Source organism: Rathayibacter sp. AY1B7 (assembly GCF_002932735.1).
Classification (GTDB): Bacteria; Actinomycetota; Actinomycetes; order Actinomycetales; family Microbacteriaceae; genus Rathayibacter.
The window spans coordinates 142,883-156,356 of the sequence record NZ_PSWK01000003.1 but is presented as its reverse complement, the minus strand read 5'-3'; the positions used below and the strand labels follow the sequence as shown (position 1 = coordinate 156,356).

Here is a 13,474-nt window from a genome sequence, read left to right as displayed (position 1 = left end):
CCGCATGTCGTGCACCTGCACCGCGAGCACGAGCGCCGGAGATTCCGGAGCGGGTGATCGGGGGGCTGGGACGAGAGAACCGGATAGCTGTTCACTACCCGGTTCGTATGGTGTCGACTCTAATACCGGATGACTGGACTTTGCGTGTGAGCGACACCAGCTGTAACCGGGCCGCAATGCGGCGCATTCCGATTCCCGGAGGGCCCTCGCTGGGTATCCGCCTCATGCCCCCCGGGAGATCAGCTCCGCGCCGAGGGCGAGGGCCGCGTCGACCGAGGCGGCGCGGATCGCGGCGCGGTCGCCGTCGAACCGGTGCTCATGGACGAGCTCGTCCTCGCCGAGGACGGCCGCCACGAAGACGGTGCCGACGGCCGTGTCCCCCTGCGGATCCGGACCGGCGACCCCAGTGGTCGCCAGGCCGAGCGTCGGACGCCCGTCGGCTGCGAGCCGCGAGGACGCTCCGCGCGCCATCTGCACGGCGACTCCGGGATCGACGGGACCCCGCTCGCCGAGGACGCGCGCGTCGACCCCGAGGAGCCGGTCCTTGAGGTCGGTGGCATAGCTCACCACTCCCCCGCGGTACACGGCGGAGGCGCCGGGCACCTCCACGAGGGCGGAGCTGAGCGCGCCGCCGGTGAGGGACTCCGCGACGGCGAGGTCGACACCCCGCCGCCGGAGCTCGGCGATCAGCTGCGCGGCCGTCACCGCGTCGACCGGGCGGCCCGGCTCTGGCGGGCGGCGTCGGCGAGGTAGTCGATCCCGGTGGCGACCGTGAGCACCACCGCCGCCGTCATCGTGATGCCGTTCAGCCAGTGGACCCACTCGCCGAGGACGGCCCAGAGCGGCAGCAGAGCGAGGGAGATCGCGATCGACTGCACGATCGTCTTGAGCTTGCCGCCCCGCGACGCGGGGATCACCCGGTCCGAGAGCACGGCCATCCGGAACACGGTGATGCCGATCTCGCGCACCAGGATGACGATCGTCACCCACCACGGCAGCTCCGCGAGGATCGAGAGCCCGACGAGCGCCGCGCCGGTGAGCACCTTGTCGGCGATCGGATCCAGGAGCTTGCCGAGATCGGTCACGAGGCCCCGGCTCCGGGCGATGTGCCCGTCGATGCCGTCCGTGGCGATCGCGACGATGAAGAGGAGCGCCGCGGCGATCCGGATCCCGCCGTCCTGCCCCCCGTCGGCCAGCAGGAGCCAGAAGAAGACGGGCGCCAGCAGGATCCGGACGACCGTGATCGCGTTCGGCAGGTTCCAGTTGCCCGACGCGGCCGGAGCCGGTGCGGTGGGGTGGGTCATCGTGCTCCGCCGTTCCTCGCAGTGCGGGCGACCGGGACGGTCACTCGCGTCCCGTCAGCGTCCAGGCGTCCTCGCCGGACCCCTCGTCGTCGTCGTGGTAGTCGGTGGCGGCGGGCCCCGTCGGCTCGGCCAGCGGATCCGCGTACGGGTCCGGGGCGACCGAGGACGGCGCGGCCGGCCCCTCGCCCGGGTCCTCGCCGCGCATCCGCGCGAGGACGCCCGGCAGCTGCTCGGCGGTGACCAGCACGTCGCGGGCCTTCGACCCCTCGGAGGGGCCGACGACCTCGCGCGACTCGAGCAGGTCCATCAGTCGGCCGGCCTTGGCGAAGCCGACGCGGAGCTTACGCTGCAGCATCGAGGTCGAGCCGAACTGCGTGCTGACGACGAGCTCGGCCGCCGCGACCAGCAGCTCGAGGTCGTCCCCGATGTCGGAGTCGATCTCCTTGCGCTGCGCCTGCACGGTGATGTCCTGGCGGTACTCGGGCTGCGCCTGACGGGTGACGTGCTCGACGACCTTCGCGATCTCGTCCTCGCGGACCCAGGCGCCCTGGACGCGCATCGGCTTGTTGGTGCCCATGGGGAGGAAGAGGCCGTCGCCCTGCCCGATGAGCTTGTCGGCTCCCGGCTGGTCGAGGATGACCCGCGAGTCGGTCACGCTGGTCACCGCGAAGGCGAGGCGGCTGGGCACGTTCGCCTTGATGAGGCCGGTCACCACGTCGACGCTCGGCCGCTGCGTGGCCAGCACGAGGTGGATGCCCGAGGCGCGCGCGAGCTGGGTGATGCGCACGATCGAGTCCTCGACGTCGCGCGGGGCGACCATCATCAGGTCGGCGAGCTCGTCGACCACCACGAGGAGGTACGGGTACGGCTTGAGGACGCGGCTGCTGCCCGCGGGGAGCTTGATCTCGTCGGCGCGGACGGCCGCGTTGAAGTCGTCGATGTGGCGGAACCCGAACGACGCCAGGTCGTCGTAGCGCATGTCCATCTCCTTCACGACCCACTGCAGCGCCTCGGCGGCCTTCTTGGGGTTCGTGATGATCGGAGTGATCAGGTGCGGCACTCCGCCGTAGATGGTGAGCTCCACGCGCTTGGGGTCGATCAGGACCATGCGCACGTCCTGCGGGCGCGCGCGCATCAGCAGGCTCGTGATCATCGAGTTGACGAAGCTGGACTTGCCGGAGCCGGTGGAGCCGGCGACCAGGAGGTGCGGCATCTTGGCGAGGTTCGCCACGACGTAGCCGCCCTCGACGTCCTTGCCGACGCCGATGGTCATCGGGTGCGTGGACGTCGTCGAGGCCGGCGAGCGGAGGACGTCGCCCAGGGAGACGATCTCGCGGTCCGTGTTGGGGATCTCGACGCCGATCGCGCTCTTGCCCGGGATCGGGGAGAGGATCCGGACCTCGTTGCTGGCGACGGCGTAGGAGAGGTTCTTGCTGAGCGCGGTGACGCGCTCGACCTTGACGCCGGGGCCGAGCTCGATCTCGTAGCGGGTGACGGTCGGGCCGCGGGAGAAGCCGGTGACCGTCGCGTCCACGTTGAACTGCTGCAGCACCTCGGTGATGGCGCGGACCATCTCGTCGTTGGCCGCCGAGCGCGCCTTGGAGGGCGTGCCCGTCGAGAGGGCGGCCGCCGAGGGGAGGCGGTACGGCGCGTCCTCCTCGAACGAGGAGTCGAACCCGGCGGTCGGGTCCTCCTCGGCGAGGGGCGCGATCGGGCCGGTCTCGATGACCGGCGGGACCGGGACGGCGGGCGCCACGTCGAGGCGGTCGAGCCGGATGACCTCGGTCGCGTCGTCGTCGACCACGCCGGTCGCGCCGCGGGGAGCGCCCGTCTGCTCGAAGCGGGCGAGCGCCGCCTCGGCGGTCTCGGCCTCGGCCAGCACCTCGGTGGCGTAGGAGCGGGTCGGCGGGTGGGCCTCGTCGTCGCGCTCCTCGAGCGCGGTGTCGAAGCCCTTCGCGCGGCCGCGGGCGGGAGCGGTGCCCTCGAGCACCTCGGCGAAGGAGTCGATCGGGAGCTCGGTCTGCACGGTCGGCTCGTCCTCGCGCCCGGACTCGGTGCGCCGCCACCAGGGCAGCTCTCCGCCGTCCTGCTGCGCGTCCTCCTCCTGCTCGGCCTCCGCCTTCGCCGCGGCCTTGGCGGCGGCCCGCTCGGCCTTGAGGCGGGCGCGCTCCTCGTCGTCGAGCACGGGGGCGCCGAAGAGGTAGCCGTAGAGCTCCCGCGAGCGCGCGCCGATGCGGTTCGGCGGGGTCTTGGTGATGATGAACAGCGACAGCAGGATCACGAGCGACAGCAGCACGGTCGCGCCGGGGACGGTGGCGATCGCCGCGAGCGGGGCGCCCACCAGCCAGCCGAGGACGCCTCCCGCTGCCGCCATGGTCTCGATTCCCTGGCCGGGCTGCGGCAGGCCGAGGTGCGCGTGGCAGATGCCGGCGGAGGCGACGAGCAGCGTGATGACGCCCACGCCGATCCGCCCGTTGTCGTCGACGGACCGGGGGTGCCGGAACAGCCAGAGGGAGAAGAGGAGAAGGACGACCGGCAGCACGTAGGCGACCCGGCCGAAGAAGCCGCCGAAGCTCCACGCGTCGAGCACCAGGGCGACCGGGTCGGTCGCGAGGAACCACTCGACGACCGCGCCCGCGACGGCCAGCAGCAGCAGCAGGAAGGGGACGCCGTCGCGGCGCTCCTCCTTCGCCAGCCGCTCGGGACCGAGGGCGCGCGCGGCGCCGCCCGCGAGGTGGGCCAGCGCCATCCAGAGCCGCACGGCGGGGTTGGTGCGCGGGGCGGACTCGAAGGCCACCGTCTTCGTCTCGGCGGCCGCCTTGCCCGAGCCCCGGCCGGATCGCGGCGCGCCGGAGCGCGGAGTCGCGCTGCCGCGCCCGCGCGAGGTCGTCTTGGTACTGGTCGCCATGAGGCCACCGTACCCGCCGCCCCCGTCAGGGCCGGTGACCCGCGCCGCGACGGCCGGCGCCGATCCGCCGCCGGCCGGGAGGCTCAGGCCTCGATGACGAGCGGCACGATCATGGGCCGGCGGCGGTAGGAGGTGTTGACCCAGCGGCCGACGACGCGACGGACGGCCTGCGACAGCGCGTGCTGGTCGCTCGCCCCGTTCCGCACCGCCTCCTCGAGCGCGGCCGCGATCCGCGGCTTGACCTCGTCGAAGACGCTGTCGTCCTCCGCGAAGCCCTTCGCGTGGATCTCGGGGCCGACGACGATCCGCCCCGTGCCCGCCTCGACCACCACGATGATCGAGATGAAGCCCTCCTCGCCGAGGATCCGCCGGTCCTTGAGGTCGGCGTCCGTGATCTCGCCCACCGACGATCCGTCGACGTAGACGAACCCCAGGTCGAGCCGTCCGACGACGGTCGCCCTGCCGTCGAGCAGGTCGATCACGGTGCCGTCCTCGGCGATGATCGTGTTCTCCTCCGCGATCCCGGTCTCGCGCGCGAGCTGCGCGTTCGCGACCAGGTGCCGGTACTCGCCGTGCACCGGCATCACGTTCAGCGGCTTGAGGATGTTGTAGCAGTAGAGGAGCTCGCCGGCCGCGGCGTGCCCGGACACGTGCACCTTCGCGTTGCCCTTGTGGACGACGGTCGCTCCGAGCCGCGTGAGCCCGTTGATGACCCGGTACACCGCGTTCTCGTTGCCGGGTATGAGGCTGGAGGCGAGGATCACGGTGTCGCCCTCCCCCGGCTCGATCTGGTGATCGAGGTTGGCCATCCGGCTGAGGACGGCCATCGGCTCGCCCTGCGACCCGGTGGACATGTAGACGATCCTGTCCTCGGGGACGTCGCCCGACTTCTTCATGTCGACCAGGACTCCCGGAGGGACGTGCAGGTAGCCGAGATCCGCGGCGATGCGCATGTTGCGGACCATGGAGCGGCCGAGCAGCGCCACGCGGCGGCCCGTGGCGTGAGCCGCGTCGAGCACCTGCTGCACCCGGTGCACGTGGCTGGAGAAGCTCGCGACGATGACGCGGCGGGTCGCCCTGGCCATGACGCTCTCGATGACCGGGCCGATGTCGCGCTCGCTCGGCGTGAAGCCGGGGACGTCGGCGTTGGTGGAGTCGACCATGAACAGGTCGACTCCCTCCTCGCCGAGGCGGGCGAAGGCGCGCAGGTCGGTGATCCGGCCGTCGAGCGGCAGCTGGTCCATCTTGAAGTCGCCGGTGTGCAGCACCGAGCCTGCGTCGGTGACGATCGACACGGCCAGCGCGTCCGGGATCGAGTGGTTCACGGCGACGAACTCGAGCTCGAAGGGCCCGAGGTTCTCGACGTCGCCCTCCTTCACCGTGAGCGTATACGGCGTGATCCGGTGCTCCTTGAGCTTCGCCTCGACGAGGGCGAGCGTGAGGGTGGAGCCGATCAGCGGGATGTCGCGCTTCAGCCGGAGCAGGTAGGGGACGGCGCCGATGTGGTCCTCGTGGCCATGGGTGAGGACCACTCCGACGATGTCGTCGAGCCGGTCCCGGATGGGCGTGAAGTCCGGGAGGATCAGGTCGACGCCCGGCTGGTCCTCCTCCGGGAAGAGCACGCCGCAGTCGACGATCAGGAGCCTGCCGTCGATCTCGAAGACGGTCATGTTGCGGCCGATCTCGCCGAGGCCGCCGAGGGGGATGATCCGGAGCGTTCCCGGAGCGAGCGGGGCGGGGATGATCACGGGACCGGGCATGCGCCCTCCTTCTCCAGCAGTGCTTTCTCGGGACGTGCCGCTCGGGCTCAGCGGGTGGTGCCGGCGACCTTCGGGAGGGCGCCGCCGGCCGCGGCGTTGCGGTCGGGCCGGAAGTTGCGGAAGTCGACGCCCGGGATGTCGCGGACCAGGCCGAGCTCGTCCTCGATGAGCGCCGCCTCCGACTCCTCCGGGCCGACCAGGGGCAGCCGCACGCGCGGCGAGGAGATGCGGCCGAGGCCGTGCAGGATGTACTTCGCGGCGACGGTCCCGGGGACGTGCGTCATCACGGCGCGCACGAGCGGCTCGAGCTGCTGGTGCGCGCGGGTGGCCGCGTGGAGGTCGCCCGCGTTCACCGCGTCGACGATCGTGCGGTACGGCGCGGCGGCGATGTTGGCGGTGACGCCGATGAGCCCCGTGGCGCCGATGGCGAGCTCGGGGAGCACGTTCGCGTCGTCGCCGCAGAAGTACATCAGGTCGGTCTGGTTGAGCACGCGGCTGACCTCGGAGAGATCGCCCTTCGCGTCCTTCACGGCCAGGATGTTCGGGTGCTTGGCAGCCCGCAGGATCGTCTCGTAGCGGATCGGCACGCCGGTGCGGCCGGGGATGTCGTAGAGGATGACCGGCAGGTCCGTCGCATCCGCGATCATCCGGAAGTGGGTGAGCACGCCCGCCTGCGTGGGCTTGTTGTAGTACGGGGTGACGATCATGTTGCCGTCGGCGCCGGCCTTCTCGCTCTGACGGGCGAGCTGCATGGCGTGGGCGGTCTCGTTCGAGCCGCCTCCCGTGATGATCTTCGCGCGGCCCCCGGCGACCGAGCGGCCGACCTCGACGAGGCGGATCTTCTCCGGGTCGGTCAGGGTGCTGGTCTCGCCCGTGGTCCCGGTGACCACGATGCCGTCCGCGCCCGCTGCGATGCAGTCGTCGATGTGCTTCTCGACACCGGGCCAGTCGACCTCGCCGTCGGCGGTGAACGGGGTGACCAGGGCGACCAGGACCTGGCCGAAGGGATTCTCCGGAGTTGACACGCTGCCAGGGTAGCGGGTCGCCGCCGCGCCGCCGGGAGGAGCTTCCCGGAGCCGCCCGCGCGGACGGCAGCAGGCGATCGGGCGGGACGGCCCGCTCGTCCTCGCCGGGCGGCGGGCTACGGGGCGACGCGGCCGTTCGCTGTGAAGGCGGCGGCCGTGAGGGGCATCAGCTCCTGGAAGTGCGTCTCCATCTGCTCGGCCGCCATCTCGATCTCGCGCTGCGGGAAGGAGGGGAACGTCGAGTCCTCGCGCTTGGTGCGCAGGGAGAGGAAGTTCATCAGCGAGCGGGCGTTGAGCGTGACGTACATCGACGAGTAGATGTTCAGCGGGAGGACGATCCGGGCGACCTCGCGGGCGACGCCCTCGCCGAGCATCCGCCGGTACGACTCGTAGGCCTGCGTGCTGACGCGGCGCGTCTCCTCGGCGACGAGCTCGGCCTGCTCCGCGGTGCCCGGCTCGAAGGAGTAGGCGCCGGGCTTGCCGACCTGCACGAGGTTGCGCCGGGGGCCGGGCACGTAGAAGACCGGGCGGAGCTCGCGGTAGCGGCCCGATTCCTCGTTGTAGGAGGCGATGCGGTGCCGCATGAACTCGCGGAAGACGAAGATCGGCGCCTGCACGTAGAAGGTCATCGAGTTGTGCTCGAACGGCGAGCCGTGGCGGTCGCGCATCAGGTAGTTGATCAGTCCGCGGTCGCGCTTGCGCTGCAGCTCGGCGTCGGACTCCTCGCCGTCGAGCGCCTCGGCGAGCGTCTTCTCGCCCTGGGTCGAGACGCGGGCCGCGAACAGCACGTCCGAGTCGTGGGCGCTCGCGCGGACCAGCTCGACGACGACATCACTGCGGAAGACGGGACTGCTCGGGTCTGCGCTGAGGCTGCTCTGTTCGGTCACGGATCGAACCTAGACCACGCTCCGACCGCGGCCGTCGTCACATCCCGAAACAGTCGTCCGCGCAGCGCCTGCGCCGACCTACGCTTCCCGGATGGAGCCCGTGACGATCCTCGCCGCACTGCTCGGCCTCGTCGCGCTGGGCGTCGTCCTCGGGGCTGTCCATCGGGCCCGCTCCGGGCGCGTCGCGGGCGTCCCCTCGCGCCAGGGCCCCGCGATCGACCCCGGCGGGCTCGTCCCCGGCGCAGTGCTCGGGACCCGGGCCACAGTCGTGCAGTTCTCGACCGACGTCTGCACGCGGTGCCCTGCAGTGCGACGGATGGTCGGGGAGCTCGCCCAGCAGCGGACCGGGCTGGCGCACCTCGACGTCGATCTGACGCACCGCCCCGACCTCGCGGCGCGCTTCCGCGTCCGGCAGACGCCCACGCTCCTCCTGCTCGATCGAGACGGAGTGCCGCGCAGCCGCATCGGCGGCGCTCCGACCCGCGCCGCCCTGACCATCGAGCTCGACCGACTCCAGGAGACATGATGAGCTCCCGCTCCCCCTCCACCACCGGCGCCACTCCCCCGTCCGGCACCGTCGATCCCCGCGGCCCGAGGGTCGCCGCCGGAGTCACCGCCGCACTCCTCCTCACGGCCGTGGGCCTCGGGCTCGCGGCCCCGGCCCGGGCCGACCTCGACGGCCGGCTCTCCCAGCCCGGCTTCCTCCTGCTGCTCGCGCTCGCCGCCCTCTTCGCCTGGTCGGCCGCGCGCGGCGTCGGCTCCGGCCCCTGGGCGGTGCTGTTCCGCCGGGTGGTCCGGCCGCACCTGGCACCGCCGCGCGAGTGGGAGGACGCCCGCCCGCCGCGCTTCGCCCAGCTGATCGGCCTGGTGGTGACCGGCACCGGCGTCCTCCTGCACGTCGCCGGCGTCCCGGGATCGGTTCCGGTCGCCGCGGCCGTCGCCTTCCTCGCCGCCTTCCTCAACGCCGTGTTCGGCCTCTGCCTGGGCTGCGAGCTCTACCTCGTGCTCGCGCGGGCCGGCCTGGTCGGGCGCTCGGCCGGCTCCCGGGCGTGAGGCTCTAGGCTGGGTCCGCTTCGCGGGCGGCCCGCGACCGGCTCCGGGAGGCACCATGAGCGACTCATCCGCACGGCACTCCGACCACGACGGGACCACGGACTCCGGCTCGCCGCGACGCGCCGCGCGCACGCCGGGCGAGCACGTGTCGACGCCGTCCGAGCTGCCCTCGGCCCGGCCGAATGCGTCCGCTCCCCGGCTCCGCGTCCTGATCTCGGGCGCCAGCGGGATGATCGGCTCCGAGCTGACCCGCCAGTTGCGCGCCGAGGGGCACGAGATCCTGCGCCTGGTGCGCCACGCGCCGTCGAGCCCGGACGAGTTCCACTGGGCGCCCACCTCGCACATGCTCGACTTCAGCGTGCTCGACCGCGTCGACGCCGTGATCAACCTCTCCGGCGCCTCGATCAGCCGCCTGCCGTGGACCGCGTCCTACAAGCGGGAGATCCTCGACTCGCGGATCCAGTCCACGCAGACCCTCACCGACGCGATGCGGATGTCCTCGACCCCGCCGACGACGCTGATCAACGCCTCCGCGGTCGGCTACTACGGAGACCGCCCGGGCGAGGAGCTCACCGAGCAGTCCTCGCGCGGCGACGGGTTCCTCGCCGACGTCGTCGACCGCTGGGAGAAGGCCGCCCACCTCGCGCCCGAGGCCACGCGGGTGGTCACCGCTCGCACCGGGCTCGTCCTCGGCGACGGCGGCGCGCTCAAGCCGCTCCTGCCCCTGACGAAGCTCGGTCTCAGCGGGCCGCTCGGCAGCGGCAACCAGGCCTGGCCCTGGATCAGCCTCTACGACGAGGCCGCGGCGATCCGCCACCTGCTCACGTCCTCGCTCTCGGGCCCGGTGAACCTCGCCGGACCGGTGCCGGCGACCGCGAACGACGTGATGCGCACCCTCGCCGAGCAGCTGCACCGCCCGTTCAAGCTGGCCGTCCCCGAGAAGATCATCGAGCTCGCGCTGCGCGACGCCGGGCACGAGCTCCTGCTCTCGAGCCAGCGCCTGGTCCCCCAGCGGCTGCTCGACGACGGCTTCGAGTTCCGCCACCGCACGGTCGGCGAGGCGCTGGAGTGGGTGCTCGCCTGATCCCGGCCGCCCGAGCGGTCGTCGCCCGGAGAGCCGCGCTCGGGTCGCGGCCGAGCGGTCAGGCCGGAGCCTCGTGCTCCAGCGCGATGGCCCGGCGGATGGCGCCTCGGGCGCGCTTGCGGTCGCCGCTGGCGTCGTAGGCGAGGCCGAGGCGGTACCAGGCGCGCCAGCTCCCGGGCTGCTTGTCGACCTCCTCCGCGTACCGCGGGAACAGCGCGTCCGCCTCCTCCCGGAGCGGACGCCCGCTGGCCCGCGAGTCGAGGACCTCCTGCGGCAGCGCGTTCTCGCCCTCCAGCCGACGGGCCAGCTTCTCGGCGCGGAGCCCGAACAGCAGCTCGCGCACGAGCCCCCAGACGCCGACGGCGCCGAGGATCAGCAGGCCGACGCCCATCACGATGCCGGGCACCGTCGCCGCGGCGAAGGCGACGACGGAGTACTGCAGGCAGACGAACAGGTAGAGGGCGAGCAGGACCGCCATCAGGACGACGCCGACGCGGGTCCTCACGGGGTGCTCGTCGCTGCGGCGGCCTGGCCGGACGGACCCCGGTCGACGACGGGCTGCTCGTCGACCGGCCGCTCGGCGAGAGGCGCGGCGTCGAAGGCGGCGCGCAGGTCGATCAGCGCGTCGAGGCCCACCACCACCCCCGAGGTCGTCCGGACCGCGTCGAGAGCACGCAGGACGCCCTGCTCGTAGGACGCCTGCGAGGTGGTGTCGTGCCGGATGGTGACCGTCTCGCCGGTGCCGCCGAAGACGACCTCCTGGCGCGCCTCCACTCCGGGCAGGCGGAGGCTGTGGACCGGGACGCTCGCGACCTGCTGGCCGCGGGCCCGCTGGTCGGTGTGCGGAGCCTGCACCGGACCGAGCTCGGCCCGGGCGCGCAGCAGCAGCTCGGCCGTGCGGACCGCGGTCCCGGAGGGCGAGTCGACCTTGCGGGCGCCGTGGGTCTCGACGATCTCGGCGGCGTCGAAGAAGCGCGCGGCCACGGTGGCCAGCGCGGTCGCGAGCACCGAGCCCAGCGAGAAGTTGGGGATGATCACGACGCCGGCCTCCGGCTGCTCGGCGACGCTGCGCCGGAGGGCCGCGATCCGGTCGCCGGTCCAGCCGGAGGTGCCGACGAGCACCTTCCTCCCGTTGGCCACGGCGAAGTCGACGATCTGCTGGCTGACGGCCGGCACGGTCATGTCGACGACGACGTCGGCCGCGAGCATCTCGGCGGGATCGCTCCGCGAGCCGAGCCGTGCGACGAGCGAGAACTCGCTCGACGCCTCGATGAGCGAGCAGGTGAACGAGCCGAGTCGGCCGGACGCGCCGACCACGGCGACGGAGGTAGTCACCGACTCAGAGTAGCCCGCAGCTCAGTACGGCTGGGCCTCGGGCAGGCCGGTGCGCAGCTCCACGGGCAGGTGCGAGAGGTCGTTGTGCACGACGAGCACCGGCGGCTTGCGGGAGCGGACGCGGATGATCGTCAGCCCGCAGTTGGCCTGGTTGAGGCCCAGCCACCGCCAGTCGGGAGCGTCGAACACGTGGCGGACGAACCAGCCGATCACGAAGTTGTGGGTGATGAGGAGGTCGTGGCGGTCCTCGCGCGACGGCGCCAGGAACTCGGCCACCGCGTCCTGCATCTGCGCGTGCCCCGCCTCGATCTCGGCCGCGGTGACGCTGCCGAAGAAGGGCTCGAACGCCTTGGGCATGTCCGGGGTCGGCCCCGAGGGGATGCAGTCGAACAGCAGCGAGGACGGCTGGAGCGGCAGGCTCGGCAGAAGCGTCTGGAAGCGTGCGGCCGTCTCCTCGGCCCGGCGCAGCGGGGAGTGCCACGCTCCCGTGAAGGGGACTCCGCCGAGCCGCTCGGCGATGAGCCTCGCCTGGCGCTCACCACGGGCCGAGAGCGGGCCGTCCGGCATGCCGTGCTCGGCGTCCTGCTGCTCGCCGTGGCGGACGAGGTAGATGTAGTGGGACACGGGGTCCTCCCTGGTGCGGCGCGGCGGTGCGCGGTCAGCGGGCGTTCGACGATCGGATCAGATCGCGGAGGCGCTCTCGATCCCGGCGATCCCGGCGAAGGCCGACTCGTCGACCGCGCCGACGGCCGAGATCGACGACGGCCCCCGGGCCAAGTCTGCCGCGAGTGCCTGGACGTCCTCCGCGCCGACGAGGGCGAGTCGGCGCAGGCTCTCGTCGAGGTCGACGAACTCGCCGAAGGTCAGCTCGGCGCGTCCGAGGCGCGACATCCGGGTGTCGGAGTCCTCCAGCGCGAGCGCCGCCGCTCCCGAGAGCTGGCCGCGGGCGCGCGCGAGCTCGTCGTCGGTGACGCCGTCCTCGGCGAGGCGGTGGAACTCGGTGAGCAGGAGCTCGGCGACCGTCCCCGCCTTCGCCGGGGTGCACGCGGCGTAGAGCCCGAAGAGGCCCGCGTCCGAGTAGGACGGGGCGAAGGAGTAGACGGAGTAGGCCAGGCCGCGCTTCTCGCGCACCTCCTGGAACAGCCGCGAGGACATGCCGCCGCCGAGGATCGAGTTGAGGACGCCCATCGTCATCCGCCGCTCGTCGCCCGCGGCGAGACCGGGGAAGCCGACCAGCAGGTTCGCCTGCTCGGTGGGGCGGTGCACCACCGACAGGGCGCTGCCGCGGGTGTAGGACGCACGGCCGCCGACGCGCCGCTCGACGGGCGGGGCCGCCGGGCCGAGGTCCCAGCCGTCGGCGACGAGGACCCGCTGGAGCAGCGCGACGAGCGCCTCGTGGTCGACGGCGCCGGCGACGGTGATCACCACGTCTCGCGGGCGGTAGGCGGCGCGGTAGTGCGCCCAGACCGCGTCCCGGGTGGCCTCGCCGATGGTCGCGGCGGTGCCCCCGATCGGGCGGCCCAGCGGGTGGTCGCCGAACACGGCCTCGAACAGCTTCTCGCCCGCCACGTCGGCCGGATCGTCGTCCGCCATCGCCAGCTCCTCGAGGATGACCCCGCGCTCGGTCTCGAACTCGTCCGGATCGATCAGGCTCGAGGTCACCATGTCGGCGATCACCTCGACCGCCATCGGGAGGTCGCGGTCCTGGATCTTGGCGTAGTAGCAGGTGTACTCCTTGGCGGTGAGAGCGTTGTGCTCCCCGCCCACGGAGTCGAAGGACACGGCGATGTCGAGGGCGGACCGCTTCTGCGTGCCCTTGAACAGCAGGTGCTCGAGGAAGTGCGTCGAGCCGACGTTGGAGGGCACGGCGGGCTCGCCCGCGGTCGCGGGGCGGCCGGGCCGCTCGTCGCGAGAACCCGCGGCGACCCAGAAGCCGATCGTGGCGCTGCGGGCGCCTGGCACCGATTCGCTGAGGATGCGGACACCGCTCGGGAGGACGGAGCGGCGGACCGTGGATCCGCCTGCGGCCCGGACTGACGTCTCCGGCTGGTCGAGGGGCAGTGCGACTCCGTGATTCATCGTGCCCACCCTAGGCCACCGCGACGGCGGCCCGAGCCG

13 protein-coding genes are annotated in these 13,474 nt (G+C 72.7%); 3 read left to right on the top strand and 10 right to left on the bottom strand.

The features are described 5' to 3' along the window. Window positions 1-222 precede the first annotated feature (222 nt). The 6 genes from C5C95_RS03110 to thyX all read right to left on the bottom strand — a co-directional run bounded on the left by C5C95_RS03110 (window position 223) and on the right by thyX (window position 7,884). Entirely contained in the window at window positions 223-705 is a 483-nt protein-coding gene (locus C5C95_RS03110; RefSeq protein WP_104323767.1) for a CinA family protein, read from the bottom strand. Beyond that, the gene (gene pgsA / locus C5C95_RS03105; protein WP_104226303.1) at window positions 702-1,304 is read right to left on the bottom strand and encodes a CDP-diacylglycerol--glycerol-3-phosphate 3-phosphatidyltransferase; all 603 of its coding nucleotides are present in this window, start codon (window positions 1,302-1,304) and stop codon (window positions 702-704) included. Before pgsA ends, C5C95_RS03110 begins: the two co-directional genes overlap by 4 nt. A gap of 40 nt (window positions 1,305-1,344) precedes the next feature. Next, on the bottom strand, window positions 1,345-4,212 hold the full coding sequence (locus C5C95_RS03100; protein WP_104323766.1) for a DNA translocase FtsK: 2,868 nt from the start codon (window positions 4,210-4,212) through the stop codon (window positions 1,345-1,347). Between the two features lie 83 nt (window positions 4,213-4,295). Beyond that, a complete protein-coding gene (locus tag C5C95_RS03095; RefSeq protein ID WP_104276117.1) occupies window positions 4,296-5,972 on the bottom strand; it encodes a ribonuclease J in 1,677 nt (558 codons plus the stop codon). 47 nt (window positions 5,973-6,019) lie between these two features. Beyond that, window positions 6,020-6,997, bottom strand: a complete 978-nt coding sequence (gene dapA / locus C5C95_RS03090; RefSeq protein ID WP_104224469.1) for a 4-hydroxy-tetrahydrodipicolinate synthase — start codon at window positions 6,995-6,997, stop codon at window positions 6,020-6,022. A gap of 116 nt (window positions 6,998-7,113) precedes the next feature. After that, window positions 7,114-7,884: an FAD-dependent thymidylate synthase gene (gene thyX, locus C5C95_RS03085; protein ID WP_104226301.1), complete on the bottom strand. Its 771-nt coding sequence runs from the start codon at window positions 7,882-7,884 to the stop codon at window positions 7,114-7,116. Between the two features lie 91 nt (window positions 7,885-7,975). Here thyX and C5C95_RS03080 point away from each other — a divergent pair, with 91 nt between their 5' ends. The 3 genes from C5C95_RS03080 to C5C95_RS03070 are packed head-to-tail and all read left to right on the top strand — an operon-like array spanning window position 7,976 to window position 10,021. Then, on the top strand, window positions 7,976-8,410 hold the full coding sequence (locus C5C95_RS03080; protein WP_181125540.1) for a thioredoxin family protein: 435 nt from the start codon (window positions 7,976-7,978) through the stop codon (window positions 8,408-8,410). Further along, complete coding sequence (locus C5C95_RS03075; protein ID WP_104323765.1) at window positions 8,410-8,937, top strand: DUF4395 domain-containing protein; 528 nt, start codon at window positions 8,410-8,412, stop codon at window positions 8,935-8,937. The genes C5C95_RS03080 and C5C95_RS03075 overlap by 1 nt, the downstream gene beginning before the upstream one ends. A gap of 55 nt (window positions 8,938-8,992) precedes the next feature. After that, window positions 8,993-10,021 (top strand): TIGR01777 family oxidoreductase, encoded by a 1,029-nt coding sequence (locus C5C95_RS03070; protein ID WP_104226299.1) that lies wholly within the window; start codon window positions 8,993-8,995, stop codon window positions 10,019-10,021. Window positions 10,022-10,079: 58 nt separating this feature from the next. On the opposite strand, the gene C5C95_RS03065 is transcribed toward C5C95_RS03070, so the two are convergent. From C5C95_RS03065 to C5C95_RS03050, 4 genes are read right to left on the bottom strand one after another with little or no spacing between them, the layout of a single operon-like run. Then, window positions 10,080-10,526 carry a tetratricopeptide repeat protein gene (locus C5C95_RS03065; RefSeq protein ID WP_104295171.1) on the bottom strand — a complete coding sequence of 149 codons (447 nt, stop codon included), beginning with the start codon at window positions 10,524-10,526 and terminating at the stop codon, window positions 10,080-10,082. Then, the gene (gene dapB / locus C5C95_RS03060) at window positions 10,523-11,356 is read right to left on the bottom strand and encodes a 4-hydroxy-tetrahydrodipicolinate reductase (protein ID WP_104226297.1); all 834 of its coding nucleotides are present in this window, start codon (window positions 11,354-11,356) and stop codon (window positions 10,523-10,525) included. The genes C5C95_RS03065 and dapB overlap by 4 nt, the downstream gene beginning before the upstream one ends. A 21-nt stretch (window positions 11,357-11,377) precedes the next feature. Then, window positions 11,378-11,980, bottom strand: coding sequence for a histidine phosphatase family protein (locus C5C95_RS03055; protein ID WP_104224462.1), 603 nt, complete (start codon window positions 11,978-11,980; stop codon window positions 11,378-11,380). 57 nt (window positions 11,981-12,037) lie between these two features. Continuing rightward, window positions 12,038-13,435: a pitrilysin family protein gene (locus tag C5C95_RS03050; RefSeq protein ID WP_104323786.1), complete on the bottom strand. Its 1,398-nt coding sequence runs from the start codon at window positions 13,433-13,435 to the stop codon at window positions 12,038-12,040. Window positions 13,436-13,474: the final 39 nt, after the last annotated feature.